Source organism: Pseudomonas sp. PDM01 (assembly GCF_014852325.1).
Classification (GTDB): domain Bacteria; phylum Pseudomonadota; class Gammaproteobacteria; order Pseudomonadales; family Pseudomonadaceae; genus Aquipseudomonas; species Aquipseudomonas migulae.
The window spans coordinates 174279-191407 of the sequence record NZ_JACVBK010000001.1; the positions used below are offsets into that span (position 1 = coordinate 174279).

Annotated in this window: 16 protein-coding genes; 11 read left to right on the forward strand and 5 right to left on the reverse strand. The window is 61.4% G+C overall.

Going from position 1 to position 17129, the window contains the following annotated elements; translation table 11 throughout:
• The first annotated feature begins 555 nt into the window (after positions 1-555).
• Positions 556-1902: a PQQ-dependent sugar dehydrogenase gene (locus IB246_RS00810; protein ID WP_008045267.1), complete on the forward strand. Its 1347-nt coding sequence runs from the start codon at positions 556-558 to the stop codon at positions 1900-1902.
• A gap of 50 nt (positions 1903-1952) precedes the next feature.
• On the opposite strand, the gene IB246_RS00815 is transcribed toward IB246_RS00810, so the two are convergent.
• The gene (locus IB246_RS00815) at positions 1953-2462 is read right to left on the reverse strand and encodes an Lrp/AsnC family transcriptional regulator (RefSeq protein ID WP_008045266.1); all 510 of its coding nucleotides are present in this window, start codon (positions 2460-2462) and stop codon (positions 1953-1955) included.
• 200 nt (positions 2463-2662) lie between these two features.
• Here IB246_RS00815 and IB246_RS00820 point away from each other — a divergent pair, with 200 nt between their 5' ends.
• From IB246_RS00820 to IB246_RS00845, 6 genes are all read left to right on the forward strand, one after another.
• Positions 2663-3679: a 1-aminocyclopropane-1-carboxylate deaminase gene (locus tag IB246_RS00820; RefSeq protein ID WP_008045265.1), complete on the forward strand. Its 1017-nt coding sequence runs from the start codon at positions 2663-2665 to the stop codon at positions 3677-3679.
• Positions 3680-4063: 384 nt separating this feature from the next.
• A complete protein-coding gene (locus IB246_RS00825; RefSeq protein WP_008036370.1) occupies positions 4064-4513 on the forward strand; it encodes a hypothetical protein in 450 nt (149 codons plus the stop codon).
• Positions 4514-4565: 52 nt separating this feature from the next.
• Entirely contained in the window at positions 4566-4985 is a 420-nt protein-coding gene (locus IB246_RS00830) for a hypothetical protein (RefSeq protein WP_223449437.1), read from the forward strand.
• A complete protein-coding gene (mdeB, locus tag IB246_RS00835; RefSeq protein ID WP_008036369.1) occupies positions 4982-7681 on the forward strand; it encodes an alpha-ketoglutarate dehydrogenase in 2700 nt (899 codons plus the stop codon). The genes IB246_RS00830 and mdeB overlap by 4 nt, the downstream gene beginning before the upstream one ends.
• Positions 7682-7721: 40 nt before the next feature.
• A complete protein-coding gene (locus IB246_RS00840) occupies positions 7722-8966 on the forward strand; it encodes a dihydrolipoyllysine-residue acetyltransferase (protein WP_008036367.1) in 1245 nt (414 codons plus the stop codon).
• A 125-nt stretch (positions 8967-9091) separates the two neighbouring features.
• On the forward strand, positions 9092-9292 hold the full coding sequence (locus tag IB246_RS00845) for a YbdD/YjiX family protein (RefSeq protein ID WP_008033844.1): 201 nt from the start codon (positions 9092-9094) through the stop codon (positions 9290-9292).
• A 101-nt stretch (positions 9293-9393) separates the two neighbouring features.
• On the opposite strand, the gene IB246_RS00850 is transcribed toward IB246_RS00845, so the two are convergent.
• Positions 9394-9672, reverse strand: a complete 279-nt coding sequence (locus IB246_RS00850) for a Rho-binding antiterminator (protein WP_008036366.1) — start codon at positions 9670-9672, stop codon at positions 9394-9396.
• A gap of 226 nt (positions 9673-9898) precedes the next feature.
• On the opposite strand from IB246_RS00850, the gene IB246_RS00855 reads away from it, so the two are divergent.
• Both IB246_RS00855 and IB246_RS00860 read left to right on the forward strand, forming a co-directional pair.
• Complete coding sequence (locus tag IB246_RS00855; RefSeq protein ID WP_008036365.1) at positions 9899-11119, forward strand: hypothetical protein; 1221 nt, start codon at positions 9899-9901, stop codon at positions 11117-11119.
• Positions 11120-11154: 35 nt separating this feature from the next.
• Complete coding sequence (locus IB246_RS00860; RefSeq protein WP_008036364.1) at positions 11155-11787, forward strand: glutaminyl-peptide cyclotransferase; 633 nt, start codon at positions 11155-11157, stop codon at positions 11785-11787.
• Between the two features lie 30 nt (positions 11788-11817).
• On the opposite strand, the gene IB246_RS00865 is transcribed toward IB246_RS00860, so the two are convergent.
• Both IB246_RS00865 and IB246_RS00870 read right to left on the reverse strand, forming a co-directional pair.
• Complete coding sequence (locus IB246_RS00865; RefSeq protein ID WP_008036363.1) at positions 11818-12678, reverse strand: CAP domain-containing protein; 861 nt, start codon at positions 12676-12678, stop codon at positions 11818-11820.
• A 333-nt stretch (positions 12679-13011) separates the two neighbouring features.
• Positions 13012-13914, reverse strand: a complete 903-nt coding sequence (locus IB246_RS00870; protein WP_008033861.1) for a LysR substrate-binding domain-containing protein — start codon at positions 13912-13914, stop codon at positions 13012-13014.
• Between the two features lie 107 nt (positions 13915-14021).
• Here IB246_RS00870 and IB246_RS00875 point away from each other — a divergent pair, with 107 nt between their 5' ends.
• Positions 14022-15419 (forward strand): MFS transporter, encoded by a 1398-nt coding sequence (locus IB246_RS00875; RefSeq protein ID WP_008036361.1) that lies wholly within the window; start codon positions 14022-14024, stop codon positions 15417-15419.
• Complete coding sequence (locus tag IB246_RS00880; RefSeq protein ID WP_008036359.1) at positions 15416-16690, forward strand: glucarate dehydratase family protein; 1275 nt, start codon at positions 15416-15418, stop codon at positions 16688-16690. The genes IB246_RS00875 and IB246_RS00880 overlap by 4 nt, the downstream gene beginning before the upstream one ends.
• Here IB246_RS00880 and IB246_RS00885 read toward each other — a convergent pair.
• Entirely contained in the window at positions 16674-16982 is a 309-nt protein-coding gene (locus tag IB246_RS00885; RefSeq protein WP_032832285.1) for a hypothetical protein, read from the reverse strand. The two genes, IB246_RS00880 and IB246_RS00885, sit on opposite strands and share 17 nt — an antisense overlap.
• Between the last annotated feature and the right edge of the window lie 147 nt (positions 16983-17129).

Sequence of the window (17129 nt, forward strand, 5' to 3'; positions counted from 1 at the left end):
TCGTGTTGTTCACCTTTTCCGTGCCCGCCACTGAACCCTTGTAGGAGCCGGCTTGCTGGCGATGGAGGTCTTGAAATCGATGCAAACCTTGCGGGCCCCATCGCCAGCAAGCCGGCTCCTACAGTGGATCGTGTTGCTCACCTTTCCCGTGCCCGCCACCAAACCCTTGTAGGAGCCGGCTTGCCGGCGATGACGGTCTCGAAATCGATGCAAAACCCACGGGCCCCATCGCCGGCAAGTCGGCTCCTACAGTGGATCGTGTTGTTCACCTTTTTCGTGCCCGCCACCAAACCCTTGTAGGAGCCGGCTTGCTGGCGATGGCGGTCTTGAAATCGATGCAAAACTCTCGGGCCCCATCGCCGGCAAGCCGGCTCCTACAGTGGGTTGCGTCTTTGTCAGGGATAGTGCCCGGCATTGGACGTTTGCATTCGTGCGATTCAGGCAAAATTGATTTGTGGCGGGCGCGGTGTTTGAAACGAATCGGCGCCGCGATACTCGACGGGATTTTGCCTATTCCTAAATTGGCCCACGGATGGCCATTGCGAGGTTCGAACCATGACTGTCTCCCGCCGACTGGCGCTCTTGATGACCGCTGCCGCGTTGCTCACCGCGTGTGGTGAATCTTCCAAACTGCCGCCGCAGGCCAGTGTCGGCCCGAGCCCGCAGTTGCCTGAGCCCACGACTACGCTGATCCCGACGTTGAAGGTGTCCAAGGCCATCGGCTGGGCCGGCAGCGACAAGCCGAAAGCGCCCGCCGGTTTCACGGTGACGGCCCTGGCCGAAAACCTCGACCACCCGCGCTGGATCTACAGATTGCCCAATGGCGATCTGTTGGTCGCCGAGAGCAATCACCCGCCGATGCCTGAAGGCGCCACTGACGGTGGCAGCGGTCCGCTGGCCTGGGCGCGGCGCACCGCGATGGGTTTTGTGATGGGCCGTGTCGGCGCCGATGCGCCCAGCGCCAATCGAATCACCTTGCTGCGCGATGCCGACGGTGACGGTCACGCTGAACTGCGCACGGTGTTCATGAGTGGACTGACGTCACCCTTCGGCATGGCGTTGGTGGGCAACGAACTGTTCATCGCCAACGCCGACGCCCTGGTCAAGGTGCCTTACAGCGAGGGGCAAACCGAGATCACGGCGACGCCGGTGAAAGTCACCGATCTGCCTGCCGGTATCAACCATCACTGGACCAAGAACGTGCTCGCCAACCCTGAGGGCACCAAGCTTTACGTCACCGTGGGCTCCAACAGCAACGTTGGCGAAAACGGTCTGGCGGCCGAAGAAGGGCGGGCGGCGATCTGGGAAGTTGACGTTAAAAGCGCCGACAAGCGTCTGTTTGCCAGCGGCCTGCGTAACCCCAACGGCCTGGCCTGGAAACCCGGTTCGAGCCAGTTGTGGACCGTGGTCAATGAGCGCGATGAAATCGGCAGCGACCTGGTGCCGGATTACCTGACGTCGGTAAAAGACGGCGCGTTTTACGGCTGGCCATGGAGTTACTACGGCAATCACGTCGACACCCGGGTTGAGCCGCCACGTCCGGACAAGGTGGCCCAGGCCATCGCCCCGGATTACGCGTTGGGCACCCACGTCGCACCGCTGGGCCTGGCGTTCTCTGACTCGCGCGGCATGCCCAGCGCTTTCGCCAATGGCGTGTTCATCGGCGAACACGGCTCGTGGAACCGCAATCCGCAGGCCGGCTACAAGGTGGTGTTCATTCCGTTCAGCGACGGCAAGCCTTCAGGTTTACCGGTGGATTTCCTTACCGGTTTCCTCAATGGCGAAGGCGAGGCTCAAGGGCGTCCGGTGGGCGTAGCGCTTGATCAGAGCGGTGCGCTGCTGGTGGCGGACGATGTCGGTAACAAGGTGTGGCGCGTGGCGGTGGCCAAACCGGGTCAATAAAGCGGGATCGGGCCCGGTCACCGCGCAAGTTGCGCGGCTGACACGGGCTATCAAAGAGGTATCTGCGGCGTCGAGACCACCTGGCGCAACCCCATGAACGAACGAATCTGCCGCACACCGGGCAGGTACAACAATTGCTCCGCGTGCAGGCGGTTGAAACTGTTGCTGTCCTTGGTGCGCAACAACATGAAGTAGTCGAATTCCCCCGTCACCACATGGCATTCCATGCAGCCGGAAACCTTTTGCGCCGCCGCTTCGAAGGCAGCGAAGGATTCCGGCGTCGAGCGGTCCAGCACCACGCCGATCAACACCACCATGCCCGCATCCAGCGCGTCATTGTCCAGCAACGCGACGATGCCCTTGATCAAACCCGCCTGCTTGAGGCGTTCCACGCGGCGCAAACACGCCGGCGCACTCAGTTTGACCTTCTCGGCGAGCGCCACATTGGAGATGGAAGCGTCGCGTTGCAGCGCCTTGAGAATGGCGCGGTCGGTCCGGTCCAGCGGGTGTGGCTCCGGGCTGGGTGTGCCGGTTTTCTTGTGAGTATTTGTTGCGTTCATATGGATTTCTACGCAATAAAAAGTTGTTTGAAGTGTTAGGTGATGATTTATGTTTCTTTAATGCGTTGAAACTTGCAACACATATTTTTGGCTTTGTTCTTAATATTGAACTCATCGAAGCCCCTCTGAAAGAACCTGGAATGCAGCCTGTTTGCCTTTCGGTCTGGCGCTTGGATATCCAATAATCAAGGAGCAGAGTCATGAACCTGAATCGTTTCAAACGCTATCCGTTGACCTTCGGTCCTTCGCCCATCACCCCCTTGAAACGCCTCAGCGAACACCTGGGCGGCAAGGTCGAGCTGTATGCCAAGCGTGAAGACTGCAACAGTGGCCTGGCCTTCGGTGGCAACAAGACGCGCAAGCTTGAATACCTGATTCCCGAGGCCATCGAGCAGGGCTGCGACACCCTCGTGTCCATCGGCGGGATCCAGTCGAACCAGACCCGCCAGGTCGCTGCCGTTGCCGCACACCTGGGCATGAAGTGCGTGCTGGTCCAGGAAAACTGGGTGAACTACTCCGATGCCGTATATGACCGCGTTGGCAACATCGAGATGTCTCGCATCATGGGCGCGGATGTACGACTGGACGCCGCCGGGTTCGACATTGGTATCCGGCCCAGCTGGGAAAAGGCGATGAACGATGTGGTGGAGCGCGGCGGCAAACCGTTTCCGATCCCGGCGGGCTGTTCCGAGCATCCGTATGGCGGTCTCGGCTTCGTCGGTTTCGCCGAGGAAGTCCGCCAGCAGGAAAAGGAACTCGGCTTCAAGTTCGATTACATCGTGGTCTGCTCGGTGACCGGCAGCACCCAGGCGGGCATGGTGGTCGGGTTTGCCGCCGACGGTCGTTCGAAGAATGTCATCGGTATCGACGCTTCGGCCAAACCGGAAAAGACCAAGGCACAGATCCTGCGTATCGCCCGGCACACCGCTGAATTGGTGGAGCTGGGGCGCGAAATCACCGAAGAAGATGTGGTGCTCGACACACGGTTCGCCTATCCGGAATACGGCTTGCCCAACGACGGCACGCTGGAAGCCATCCGCCTGTGCGGCAGACTTGAAGGCGTGCTGACCGACCCGGTGTACGAAGGGAAATCCATGCACGGGATGATCGAAATGGTTCGCCGTGGCGAGTTCCCTGAAGGCTCGAAAGTGCTTTACGCACACTTGGGTGGGGTGCCTGCGCTGAATGCCTACAGCTTCCTGTTCCGTAACGGCTGATCACAAACCTGTAGGAGCCGGCTTGCCGGCGATGGCGGCCTCGAAATCGATGCAGAACTCACGGGCCTCATCGCCGGCAAGCCGGCTCCTACAGTGGATTGTGTTGTTCACATTTTCGTGTCTGTCACCGAACCCTTGTAGGAGCCGGCTTGCTGGCGATGGCGGCCTTGAAATCGATGCAAAACCCACGGGCCTCATCGCCGGCAAGCCGGCTCCTACAGTGGATTGTGTTGTTCACATTTTCGTGTCTGTCACCGAACCCTTGTAGGAGCCGGCTTGCTGGCGATGGCGGCCTTGAGATCGATGCAAAACCAACGGGCCTCATCGCCGGCAAGCCGGCTCCTACAGGAAAGGGGACAACGTTCAATCGCCGGGAGTAGCGCCATGCATGCGATATCGCAATCCGCCGTCTGGATCAAGGAACCCTCGGCGGATGCCGGGGTGGTCATCGTGACCAGTGCCGCGTTGCCCAAATACATGATCGACCAGCTGCACGTGGCCATCGACGACTGGGATCAGGTGGCTTACCTGGCCGTCAAGCAATGCAGGGCATTGATGCTCGACTGGTTACGGGTCGGGTCCAGCCCCGAGCAAGCGTGCGATGCCCGCCAATTGCTGCGCGGCGTGTGCAAAAGCAGTTTTTTACTGGACGTCGAAGTCGGCACGGTGCCGGGCCTGACCTGGCTGGGATCCGTCTGCGGTCACTCGCTGCGCGTCGTCGACCTGGGAACCGTCGCCTCAACCCATGCAGCGATGGATCGACAGGTGGAAGCCGTTTTGTTGGCGACCCGGAGTCTGGCGAAAAGCGTGCTGCAGGAGCGCTACGTCATTTAGCGGATGTCTTCGCCCGCTCAATCAAACACACCCAATAAGAAAGGCAACGCCTATGAGCCGATCTGCCGACCGTCGTAATAACGCCAGGAAATGGATGCGCGAGCCCTCAAGTGGCACGCGCATTGTGGTGATCACTGCTGGACTGGGAAGTGAACATCTAGAGTTGATTCACCACAGTTTCAGTTGCTTTGAAAACATTGCACTGATGCAGGTCGATGTCGCGCCGATGAGTGCTGGAATGTTTGAAGCGCACACATCCACCTGTGATTACTGCCTTGTCGTGGCTGGCGAACTGGATAAGCGCTTTTTACGCGATTTGCCCAAGCGCAGAATCAATATTTACCCGATAGCCCGGGATGCCCGGACCGAGCGCTCCGTCATCGAAGCGGTCGAGCAGGTCAAAAGCCTGGCCCGAGCAAACCCTCCACCGCGCATTGATAACGAATCAGCCTTTTGCAGGAGATGCCCATGAACCCGTCCGATCTTCATGCCCAGTTACCCGGCCAGACCACGGAAGATGCCGAGGAAATCGCTGAATGGCGCGATGCCTTGCTATCGGTCATCGCCCACGGCGGCACCGGGCAGGCCCGGCAGATCATGGACATGCTGGTGACGCTGGCCAGCACCTGCGAGATGAATTGGCGGCCCCGTCACGGCACGCCCTACATCAATACCATCAGCGTTGAGCAGCAGCCGGTGTTCCCGGGGGATCTGGCGCTCGAAGAACGCCTGGCCTCGATCATGCGCTGGAACGCGTTGGTCATGGTGGCGAGGGCCAACCAGGCCTACGGGGAACTTGGCGGCCACATCGCCAGCTACGCGAGCGCCGCCGATTTGTTTGAGGTGGGCTTCAACCACTTCTTCAGGGCGCGCACAGAAACCAGCGGCGGCGATCTGGTGTTCTACCAGCCGCACTCGGCGCCGGGCGTTTATGCACGGGCTTTTCTGGAAGGCCGCCTCGAAGAGAAGGACTTGCAGCATTACCGGCAAGAGATCGGCGCACGCGCCAATGGCGCCCGGGGGCTGTCGAGTTATCCGCATCCGTGGTTGATGCCGGACTTCTGGCAGTTCCCGACCGGCTCGATGGGCATCGGTCCGATCAGCTCGATCTACCAGGCGCGTTTCATGCGTTACCTGGAACATCGCGGCCTGCAAGACACCGCCGGGCGCACCGTTTGGGGGGTGTTCGGCGACGGTGAAATGGATGAGCCGGAAAGCATGTCGGCCCTGACACTGGCGGCACGCGAGGGGCTGGATAATCTGGTGTGGGTGGTCAACTGCAACCTTCAGCGTCTGGACGGTCCGGTGCGGGGCAACGGTCGCATCATCGACGAGCTGGAGGCGCTGTTCGGTGGGGCCGGCTGGAACGTCATCAAACTGGTCTGGGGCTCTGACTGGGACGGACTGTTTGCCCGGGATCACGACGGCGCGCTGGTCAAGGCCCTGTCCGCCACGGTCGATGGCCAGTTCCAGACGTTCGCCGCCAAGGACGGACGTTTCAACCGCGATCAGTTCTTTGGCCAGAACGAAGCCCTGGCACATCTGGCCCAGGGCCTGACCGATGAACAGATCGACCGCCTCAAACGCGGTGGCCACGACGTGGTGAAGATTTTCGCCGCCTACCAAAGCGCGATGCGCGAGGGCAGAAAACCCACGGTGATTCTCGCGCAGACCAAGAAAGGCTTCGGCATGGGCGATGCCGGGCAGGGCAAGATGACCGTGCACCAGCAGAAGAAACTCGACAAGGACGCGTTGATCGCCTTCCGTAACCGTTTCAATTTGCCGTTGACCGATGAACAGGCGACCTCGCTGAGCTTCTTCAAACCCGACGACGACAGCGCCGAAATGCGCTACCTGCATGAACGTCGCCGGGCATTGGGCGGCTATATGCCGTCGCGGCCCACCACGTCGACGTCCTTGGCCGTGCCCGACGTCAACAGTTACGCCGGGTTCGCCATTGCTGCCGAAGGCAAGGAAATGTCCACCACCATGGCGTTTGTGCGGATGCTCAGTGGTTTGCTCCGGGATAAACAACTGGGGCCGCGCATCGTGCCGATCGTGGCCGATGAGGCGCGCACGTTCGGCATGGCCAGCCTGTTCAAGCAGATCGGGATTTACTCCAGCGTGGGCCAACGTTATGAGCCGGAGGACATTGGTTCGATCCTGAGCTATCGCGAAGCCCTCGACGGGCAGATTCTCGAAGAGGGCATCAGCGAGGCCGGGGCGATCAGTTCCTGGGTAGCCGCCGCGACCAGCTATTCGGTGCATGGCCTGCCGATGTTGCCGTTCTACATCTACTACTCGATGTTCGGCTTCCAGCGTATCGGCGATTTGATTTGGGCGGCGGCGGACCAGCGGGCGCGCGGGTTTCTGCTCGGCGCCACGGCGGGGCGCACGACCCTGGGGGGCGAAGGTTTGCAGCATCAGGACGGCAACAGCCACTTGATGGCGGCGATGGTGCCCAACTGCCGGGCCTACGATCCGGCGTTCGCCGGTGAGTTTGCGGTGATCCTCGATCACGGCATGCGCCAGATGCTGGAACGTCAGGTCGACGAGTTCTACTACGTCACGCTGATGAACGAAAACTACCCGCAGCCCAACCTGCCCGAGGGCGTCGAACAGGCAATTATCAAGGGCATGTACCTGTTCGCCCGGCATGAAGTCGAGGATGCACGCGGCAGCGTTCAGTTGCTGGGTTCCGGCGCGATCCTGCTTGAAGTGATCGCGGCAGCCGAGCTGCTGGCCAGTGACTGGAACATCGACAGCGAGGTCTGGAGCGTCACCAGCTTCACCGAGCTGGCCCGTGAGGCCCGTGAGGTGGAGCGCTGGAATCGCCTGCATCCGGGACAACCGGCGCGGCGCAGCCACGTTCAGGAATCGCTCAACGACAAGGCACCGATCATTGCCAGCACCGATTACGTGCGTGCCTTGCCCCAACTGATCGCCAGCTACGCGCCGGCGCGTTACACGGTGCTCGGCACTGACGGTTTCGGCCGCAGTGATACCCGCAGCCGGTTGCGCGCGTTTTTCGAAGTGGACCGCCATCAGATCGTCTTGAGTGCCCTGACGTCACTGGTTCAGGACGGGCGCCTCGATGCCGGCGTGTGTGCCGAAGCGATTGCGCGCTACGGGATTGATGTTGACGCCATCGCACCTTGGGACGCTTGAAGCCGGGCTTCAGGTCGAGTCGAATTTTCAGGAAATGGTCATGAAGAATGTGCATGAAGTGCGAATGCCCGACATCGGCGATGCCAAGGATGTCGGTGTCATCGAAATACCGGTCAAGGCGGGCGATGCGGTGGTCGAAGGGCAGACCCTGATCATTGTCGAAACGGACAAGGCGTCCATGGAAATTCCATCGCCGCACACGGGCGTGTTGCAATCGTTGGTGGTCAGTCTGGATGACAAAGTCAGCGAGGGATCGCCGATTGCCTTTATCGAAAGTGAAGGGCTATCGGCGGCGCCGGCACCCCGCATCGAGCCCGTTGCAACGGTCATAGAGCCTCAGCCGATTGCCTCGCCAGGGTTGGTCATCGAAGCGTTTGATCCGCCAACGGACTTGCCGCTGGCATCGCCGTCGGTTCGCAAGTTCTCTCGAGAACTGGGTGTTTCGCTCAAGGCCATTCAGGGCACGGGCCTGCGTCGCCGCATCACCAAGGACGACGTGTTGGCCCATGTGAAAGGCGCACTGACGGTCACTGAAACCCGTGCCCAGCCGTTGGGCGGATTGCTGCCCTGGCCGGTGGTGGATTTTGCCAAGTACGGGCCGGTGGAAACCCGGCCACTGTCGCGCATCCGTAAAATCAGCGGGGCCAATCTGCATCGCAATTGGCTGATGATTCCCCACGTGACCAATCACGACGACGCGGATATCACGCAACTCGAACAGTTCCGCGTGCAGGTGAACAAGGAAAAGGCCGGCAGCGGGGTCAAGTTGACGTTGCTGGCGTTGTTGATGAAAGCCTGTGCGGGCGCGTTGAAAAAATTCCCGGAGTTCAATGCCAGTCTCAACGGCGACGAATTGGTGTTGAAGGGTTATTGCCACATCGGTTTTGCCACCGATACACCCGAAGGGTTGGTCGTCCCCGTCATCAAGGACGTCGATCAGAAAGGGGTGCTGGCGATTGCCCGGGAAATGTCGGCGCTGGCCGAAAAGGCGCGGGCGGGCAAGTTGAGCGCTGCCGAGATGAGTGGCGGCTGCTTTTCAATCTCGTCGTTGGGCGGCATTGGCGGGACGTATTTCACGCCGATCATCAATGCGCCGGAAGTCGCGATTCTCGGGGTGGGCAAAAGCACGGAGCGACTCGCGCTGGAGGGCGGGCAGGTTGTGACGCGCAACATGCTGCCGTTGAGCCTGAGTTGGGATCATCGCGTGATCGATGGCGCGGCGGCGGGGCGTTTCAACGCCTATCTGAGCAGTGTGCTGGCGGATTATCGCAGGCTGGTTCTGTGATCGGGGGGGCGGTTTGTCGGGTTCGTTCAGCCACTTGAACATACAAATTCCCCGGTCGCGGACACAATGCAGATACATGAGTGCGGTTTGATGAGGTCGTCCAACACCACAAAGAGGCTTTTGCCATGTTCCGCAAACTGCAGCTTGCCGCCAGGTTCCTCAGCCAGAGCACGCGCCTGATGGTGGGCGTTCCGGATTACGACAACTACGTCGCGCAGATGAAGCTGAATCATCCGGACCAGCCGGTCATGAGTTATTCAGCATTCTTTCGCGAGCGTCAGGAAGCACGTTACGGCAAACGCAGCTGCACGACGCGGTGCTGCTGAACGCCGATTGAACGGCGGCTGCCGAAAAGCCTCGTCCTCATTGAGAGGGCGGGGCTTTTTGCGTTTCACAGAGCCGAATTGAGGGGCCGGCACACCGAGTGCTAGAACGAGCAGTTCGCGCCCTGAAGCACCACGCGTCCAAACTGCGCATTGTCGTCCAGCGGCGTCACGGCCAGCAGCTGATCCAGACGGATCTCCTGTGGGCCGCCTGCCGTTTCAACGCAGAGAAACTCTTCTTTGTCGCTGGACGTCCGTGTCGTCAGCGCTTTGGCCGTCAGGCTTGTGCCATCCATCAACTCGATATGCAGTCGATAACCGCGCAGGCAGGCAATCTCGAGATAGTCGTGCAGATCGCAATCCAAAGGCTGATACGTGTTCATGGCATGACTCCTGGCAAACTTGACGTTTGATGATGCAGGGTTGGCCTGCAACATAGAATCTCCCGCCTGTTTTGTGCAAGCCCCGCAATCCCTGTGGGAGCGAGACCGGCTTGCCGGCGATAAGGCCCTTACAAACGCAAACAATCGCGCCCCGTGCTCAGCTGCCGCGTGACTAGACTAACCAGGGTTATCGAACGGCAGGGGCGACAACCGTGGCGCTACTTTTATGGACTCATTGATCACCGCCGCAGCGCGGGCACTCGCGGCGGGTGATCCGCTTGGTGCGCTTGACCGGGTGGCGTTGCGTGACGATGCGCCCGCGCTCGCGTTGCGCGGCATCGCCATGGCGCAGCTCGGCGATCTGGTTCGGGCGAAAGCGCTGGTGAAAAGCGCCGCGCGCGCATTCGGGCCGAAAGAGCCGTTGGCACGGGCGCGCTGCGTGGTGGCCGAGGCCGAAATTGCGCTGGCTTCGCGTGACCTGGGCTGGCCAGTGAAGGCGCTCGAAACGGCACGCCTGACGCTTGAGGCCCATGGAGATCGAGTGAACGCCGCTCACGCGCGGTACTTGCAGATTCGGCGATGGGTGCTGATCGGTCGGCTCGACGAGGCGGACGTTCTGTTGGCCGCGCTGGATCCCGCACCGTTGCCGCCGGTGCTGCGCGCCGCCCATGAATTGGTGGTGGCGGGGATTGCCATCCGCCGCCTGCAATCGCAAACAGCCCGGCTTGCCCTGGCGAGGGCCGAACATGTCGCACGCGAGGCGGGTGTCCCGGCGCTTATCGGCGAAGTCGAAAACGCCGTTAACGTCCTGAATTCCCCGGCAGCGCGCCTGATCGCCCATGGCGAAGAGCGGCCGTTGTGGCTGGATGAAGTTGAAGCCGTGCTCGGCTCGACCGCGTTGGTGGTGGACGCCTGCCGTTATGCCGTGCGTGGCGTTGGTATGTCGGTTTCCCTCGCCAGGCGCCCGGTGTTGTTCACCCTCGCTCGGGTATTGGCCGAAGCGTGGCCGGCGGACGTATCGAGGGAAACCCTGATCCGCCGGGCGTTCCGCCTGAAGCTTTCGGACGAGTCCCATCGAGCGCGTTTGCGTGTCGAAGTCGGGCGCTTGCGTGCGGCGCTGAAACCCTTGGCGGGCGTCATCGCCACTCAACGCGGGTTTGCGCTGGTGGCGCTGGTTTCATCTGACGTAGTGGTGTTGGCGCAACCGGTCGAAGAACGACACGCGGCGCTGTTTGCCTTGCTCGCCGACGGCGAATCCTGGTCGAGTTCGGCGTTGGCGTTGGCGCTCGACACCAGCCAGCGCACGGTGCAGCGCACACTCGACGCGCTGGCGGCGGCCGGCAAAGTGCAGCCATTCGGACGTGGCCGGGCGCGGCGCTGGATGACCCCGCCGGTACCGGGTTTCGCGACGACCTTGTTACTCCCGGCGCCACTGCCGAGTGACTAGGATGAACGCCACGAACCCCTGAAGAGGTAACCGAGATGAAACACTCAACCGCAGAAATCCTCCGCGAATATGGCCCGTTCGCCGGTGTCGACAGCGTGCATGGCGTGACCTGGGACGGTGAGCGCGTCTGGTTTGCCAGTGGCGAAAAACTCATCGCCCTCGACCCGGCCAGCGGCAAGACCCTGCGTTCAATCGACGTCAGCGCCGATGCAGGCACGGCCTTCGACGGCCAGCACCTGTTCCAGATCGCCGCCGACCGCATCCAGAAAATCGACCCGCAGACCGGCAAAGTGCTCAACACCATCCCGGCACCGGGTGGCGGCAATGATTCCGGGCTGACCTGGGCTGAGGGGACGCTGTGGGTCGGCCGCTATCGCGATCGGAAAATTCACCAGATCGACCCCGAGACCGGCGCGATTTTGCGCACGATCGAGTCCAATCGCTTCGTTACCGGCGTGACCTGGGTTGACGGGCAACTGTGGCACGGAACGTGGGAAGGGGATGAAAGCGAGCTGCGCCGCGTGGATGCCAAAACCGGGGAAGTGCTGCACAGCATCAGGATGCCCGCTGGTGTCGGCGTGTCGGGACTTGAGTCCGATGGCGGCGATCAGTTCTTCTGCGGCGGCGGTGGCAGCGGGAAGGTGAGGGCGGTGCGGCGGCCAGCGTGACGCATCACGCTGGCCATGGTGTGACCGGCCTCAAGGCGCTCCAAACAACATCGTCCAGTAAACCCCTTGGTCACTGCGCGCGTCCGTCGCGTAGGCGGCTCCCACTTGGGTGAACAACGGGCTCATCAGGTTGGCGCAATGTCCGGGGCTGGCGAGCCAGCCTGCCATTGCCTTGCTCGGTGAGCCTTGGCCTGCGGCGATGTTTTCGCCGATCTGGCGGCCACGGAATCCGGCAGCCCGCGCCCGGTCGGCAGGCATATCGCCGTCGGGATCGCGGTGTGCGAAGTAATTTCCGTAGGCCATTGCCTTGCTGTGGCCCTGCGCCGCGGCCCCGAGGCTGGCATTCCAGGCCAGTGGTCGGGCGGCGGCAAAGCGCTGGCGTCCGCAGAGACGCGGTTTCGCCCGCGCGGCGTTGACCTGGGCGAGCAACGCCTTGCTGACGGCTCGCGCGTCGTTCATTTGACTGTCCAGCACCGGCCGCGCCAGTACCACTTGCCATTCGCTGCGGCTGCGGCTGACGCCGATATCGGCGTATTGGCTATCCAGCAATGCCGAGCAGTAATCGCTCTGCAGCAGGTCGAAGGCCTCTTCGGCATCCTGCGCGCCGACCACGCGCAGGCTGCGCACGGTCACTGCCTGATAACCGGACGCTTTCAACCGGTCCCGCAAGCCGCCGCCGTAGCCGACCGGCAAGGCCAGATTCGATTTCAGCGCCAGCGGTGCCAAGCGTTGGGCGGGACGCCGCTCGCAGCGCTGTGGGTGGGCGCGGTAATCGTTGATGGCTTCCACCAGTTGCCGTTCCGCGCCGGCGTGGGCGGGGCGGGTGGTAATAGAAAGCAAGGTAAACAGGCACAGCGAAGTCAAGCGCAAGGCGTGGGCGGTTTGGCGCATGGAGGGACAGCTCTGAAGAGATGGCGGCGGTTAGGGGAGGAATTGGCGCCGCTGTAAGACTGGGGAGTTGAAACAAGGTTCACGGGGCAGGAGTGCATATTTACCGCCGACTTCGTGTGTCCGACAGACGTACCTTCACCGCTACATCTTCAGGTGCAAGGATTGCCGGCGATGGCGATAACACAAATGTCTTCGCGGGCAAGTCGGGTCGCCGCATCGCACGCTCCTACAGGGTTGGTGTCGTTCACAAAATTGTGTTTCAACTCAAACCCGTAGGAGCGAGGCTTGCCCGCGAAGACGGCAGCACAAACACCGACGAAATCAGCTCAGCCCTCACAACCCCCAGCCTTCACGAACAGCCGTGCGAATCCCTTCCAGCAACATGGCAAACGCCGGGTTGTCATTGTTCTCGCGCCAGATCAGATGCAACTCGCTCTGCACGCCTTCCCCCAGGTCGATATCGCGAAACACCACGTTCTTGAACACCACGCTGCTGGCGCACCGTGGCACCAGCGCCAGGCCCATGCCGGCGTTGACCAGCGCCAGAATGGTCAGCGACGAACCCAGCCACTGCACGTATTCCGGGGCGACGCGGGCCGAGCGCAGCATACCGGTCAGCAGTTCGTTGAACGGTGGGTAGGCGGCGTGGGAGTACATTAGAAACGGTTGTGCATCGAGGTCTTTGACCGACACGGTTTCGGCGCTGGCCAATCGATGATGGCTGGGCACGGCCAGGACAAACGGCTCGCGCACCAGGCACTCGGTGGCATATCCCGGTTCCAGCAACGGCGCGCGGACGATCCCCAGGTCGATACGGCGGGCGCGCAGGGCTTCGTGCTGCTGGTAGGTATTCATCTCCGACAGGTCGATTTTCACGTGCGGTTGCTTGAGGCGGGCTTCGGCGATGACCTTGGGCAGGAATTCATACACCGCGCTACCGACAAAACTGATGTTGACCGTGCCGATATCGCCCTCGGCAAAACGCCGGGCGGTGGCGGCGGCTTGCTGCGCGCGTTCGAGCAGGTTCTGCGCCTCGATGAAGAAGGCGCGGCCAGCGGCGGTCAGGGCGACGCTGCGGGTGGTGCGGGTGAACAGCTCGACGCCCAGGTGATGTTCCAGCAGCTGAATCTGTCGGCTGAGCGGCGGCTGGGTCATGTTCAACCGTTCGGCGGCGCGCCGGAAGTTCAGTTCGGTGGCCACCGTGGTAAAGCAGCGCAGTTGGGTCAGTTCGAACATTGATCTAATCCAGGTATCAATCGAATGCCAAGTTAGATTAGACGGGATCAATGTCGGCGTCCATGATCGGCGCGTCCCTAAAAAAACAATGAACGGGAGTCGCCCCCTTGAATACCCTCCAGAGTCCGCCCGATCCAACTGTGCTCGCCCGCGCAGCGGCCAAGGTGAAGCGCCATGTGCTGCCGCTGTTCGTGGTGATGTTCATCGTCAACTACATCGACCGGGTCAACATCGGCTTCGTGCGCAGTCACATGGAAACCGATCTCGGCATTGGCGCCGCGGCCTATGGCCTCGGTGCCGGGCTGTTCTTCATCGGTTACGCAATCTTCGAAGTCCCCTCCAACCTGCTGCTGCAACGCTACGGCGCCCGCGCCTGGCTGACGCGCATCATGTTCACCTGGGGCGCAGCGGCCATGGCCATGGCGTTCGTGCGCGGCGAAACCAGTTTCTATGTGCTGCGCTTCATCCTCGGTGCGGCCGAAGCGGGGTTCTTCCCCGGCATCATTTATTACTTCACCCAATGGTTGCCGTCGACCGAACGCGGCAAGGCCATGGCGATCTTCCTCAGCGGCTCGGCCATTGCCTCGGTGATTTCCGGGCCGGTGTCCGGTGCGCTGTTGCACGTCAGCGGTTTCAGCCTGCACGGTTGGCAGTGGATGTTCCTGATCGAAGGCTTCGCCTCGATCGTGCTCTGCGGGTTTGTCTGGTTCTGGTTGCAGTCCCATCCACGCCAGGCGAATTGGCTGAGCGCGGAAGAAAAGGACGCACTGGTGGGCGCCATCGCCCTCGAACAGCAGGCCCGCGAAGCGACGCAGACGGTCAAGCCGTCGATGTTCAAATTGCTCGCCGACAAGCAGATCGCACTGTTCTGTTTCATCTACTTTTCCATTGCCTTGACCATCTATGGCGCGACGTTCTGGCTGCCGAGCATGATCAAGAAAATGGGCAACCTCGGCGACTTCCAGGTCGGCCTGTTCAACTCGATTCCGTGGATCATTTCCATCGTCGCGATGTACGGCTTCGCCGCAATGGCCAGCAAATGGAAATACCAGCAGGCATGGGTCGCCTTGACCCTGGTTATCGCTGCGTTCGGCATGTTCATGTCCACCACTGGCGGGCCGGTCTTTGCCTTCGTCGCCATCTGTTTTGCCGCGATTGGTTTCAAGGCCGCCTCGGCACTGTTCTGGCCCATTCCGCAAGGCTATCTGGATGCGCGCATCGCCGCGGCGGTGATCGCGTTGATCAACTCCATCGGCAACCTCGGCGGCTTCGTCGCCCCGACAGCGTTCGGTTTTCTCGAACAAAAAACCGGCTCCATCGAGGGCGGTCTCTACGGGCTGGCGGCCACCTCGCTGGTGGCGGCAGTGGTGATCTTCTTTGCCCGCACCGCCCCGCGTGGTGACCCCGTTCGCGTGTTGAACGGCCAACCTGCCGACATCGCAGCGTCAGAAAAATCAGTCAGTCATCAAGCCTTGAGCTCAGGTCCAAAGGGAGCAGCCTCTTGAAAATCAAACGAGTCACCGTCACCCCCATCGCTTTCCGTGATCCGCCGCTGCTCAACGCCAGCGGGATTCATGAGCCGTTCGCGCTGCGTTCGATCATCGAGATCGAGAGCGACAATGGCTACATCGGTCTCGGTGAAAGTTACGGCGATGCGCCGGCGCTGTTGATCCAGCAGCAACTGCAATCGCAATTGATCGGTCTCGATCCGTTCGACCTCAATCAACTGCGGCGCATCGTCCAGGCCACCGTGGCGGCGAACAAACCGGCGAGCATTGCCGGCGCGGAACTGGCACCGGGCTCCCATGCCAGCAAAGCAGTGAGCAATGCGTATTCGGCGTTCGAAGTGGCGTTCCTGGATTTGCAGGCGCATTCGTTGAACGTGCCGTTGGTGGACTTGCTGGGCGGGGCGATTCGCGACGAGATTCCGTTCAGCGCCTACCTGTTTTTCAAGTACGCGCAGCATGTCGATTCACCGTACAAACCGGACAATTGGGGCGAGGCGCTGAACGAAGAGCAGATCGTTGCCCAGGCGCGGCGGATGATCGAGGCCTACGGTTTCAAGAGCATCAAACTCAAGGCCGGCACGCTGCCGCCGGAGCACGAAGTGTCGTGCATCAAGGCGCTGAAAAAGGCCTTCCCCGGTTACCCGCTGCGCATTGACCCGAATGGCAACTGGTCATTGGAAACATCGATTCGCATGGCTGAGTTGCTGGGCGATGACCTGCAATATTATGAAGACCCGACGCCGGGCCTCGACGGCATGGCCGAGTTGCACAAGCGTACCGGGCTGCCGCTGGCGACCAACATGGTGGTCACCGATTTCGACGAGTTCCGGCGTAGCGTGGCGTTGAACAGCGTGCAGATTGTCCTCGCCGATCACCATTACTGGGGCGGGCTGCGCGACACGCAGGCGCTGGCGAAAATGTGCGACACCTTTGGTCTTGGCGTGTCGATGCACTCCAACTCGCACCTGGGCATCAGCCTGATGGCGATGGCGCATGTTGCGGCCGCGGTGCCCAATCTGGATTACGCCTGCGACACGCATTACCCGTGGCAGGAGCCGGATGAAGAAGTGATCAAGGGCGGCAAGCTGCCGATCGTCGATGGCTGCGTGAAAATCACGCGCGCGCCGGGGTTGGGTCTGGAACTGGATCACGATCAACTGGGCAAGCTGCATGACCAATACCTGACCTGTGGCATCCGCCAGCGCGATGACGTGAAGCAGATGCAGCGTTACAAACCGGACTGGAAGGCGGTCAAACCGCGTTTTTGAGCTCGGTCAGCAGGCGTTCTATCTGCGCCAGTTCCCAGGTGCTGAGCAGACTGACCGGGTCGGTGCCGTAACGTTGCCAATTGTCGAACAGGCCCTCGCGGCCGTCCGGGCTCTGGCAGCGTTGGCAGCGGCGCAAGTGGTTGTCGTCGATGTCGAGGGTCAGCTGCCAACCTTCGATGTCGACCTGCATCAGACCGGATGCGGAAGGTTCGCCTATCAGCCGCAGGGGACGAACCTCCAGGGCGGCGTCGCGCAATAGCTGGTAAATCTCGCGAGTGGTCAACGGTGGCACGGGTGTCTCCGGTGGCTCAGAAAAAAAATCGGCAACGCCCCCGATCCTGTAGGAGCCGGCTTGCTGGCGATAGCGGTGGGTCAGCCAACCTGTTTTTTGCTGACACTCCGTTATCGCCGGCAAGCCGGCTCCTACAGGGGGTAGTGT

Coding starts and splice junctions, on each gene's coding strand:
- IB246_RS00810 (WP_008045267.1), top strand. CDS start 556: ATGACTGTCTCCCGCCGACTGGCGCTCTTGATGACCGCTGCCGCGTTG.
- IB246_RS00815 (WP_008045266.1), bottom strand. CDS start 2,462: ATGAACGCAACAAATACTCACAAGAAAACCGGCACACCCAGCCCGGAG.
- IB246_RS00820 (WP_008045265.1), top strand. CDS start 2,663: ATGAACCTGAATCGTTTCAAACGCTATCCGTTGACCTTCGGTCCTTCG.
- IB246_RS00825 (WP_008036370.1), top strand. CDS start 4,064: ATGCATGCGATATCGCAATCCGCCGTCTGGATCAAGGAACCCTCGGCG.
- IB246_RS00830 (WP_223449437.1), top strand. CDS start 4,566: ATGAGCCGATCTGCCGACCGTCGTAATAACGCCAGGAAATGGATGCGC.
- mdeB (WP_008036369.1), top strand. CDS start 4,982: ATGAACCCGTCCGATCTTCATGCCCAGTTACCCGGCCAGACCACGGAA.
- IB246_RS00840 (WP_008036367.1), top strand. CDS start 7,722: ATGAAGAATGTGCATGAAGTGCGAATGCCCGACATCGGCGATGCCAAG.
- IB246_RS00845 (WP_008033844.1), top strand. CDS start 9,092: ATGTTCCGCAAACTGCAGCTTGCCGCCAGGTTCCTCAGCCAGAGCACG.
- IB246_RS00850 (WP_008036366.1), bottom strand. CDS start 9,672: ATGAACACGTATCAGCCTTTGGATTGCGATCTGCACGACTATCTCGAG.
- IB246_RS00855 (WP_008036365.1), top strand. CDS start 9,899: ATGGACTCATTGATCACCGCCGCAGCGCGGGCACTCGCGGCGGGTGAT.
- IB246_RS00860 (WP_008036364.1), top strand. CDS start 11,155: ATGAAACACTCAACCGCAGAAATCCTCCGCGAATATGGCCCGTTCGCC.
- IB246_RS00865 (WP_008036363.1), bottom strand. CDS start 12,678: ATGCGCCAAACCGCCCACGCCTTGCGCTTGACTTCGCTGTGCCTGTTT.
- IB246_RS00870 (WP_008033861.1), bottom strand. CDS start 13,914: ATGTTCGAACTGACCCAACTGCGCTGCTTTACCACGGTGGCCACCGAA.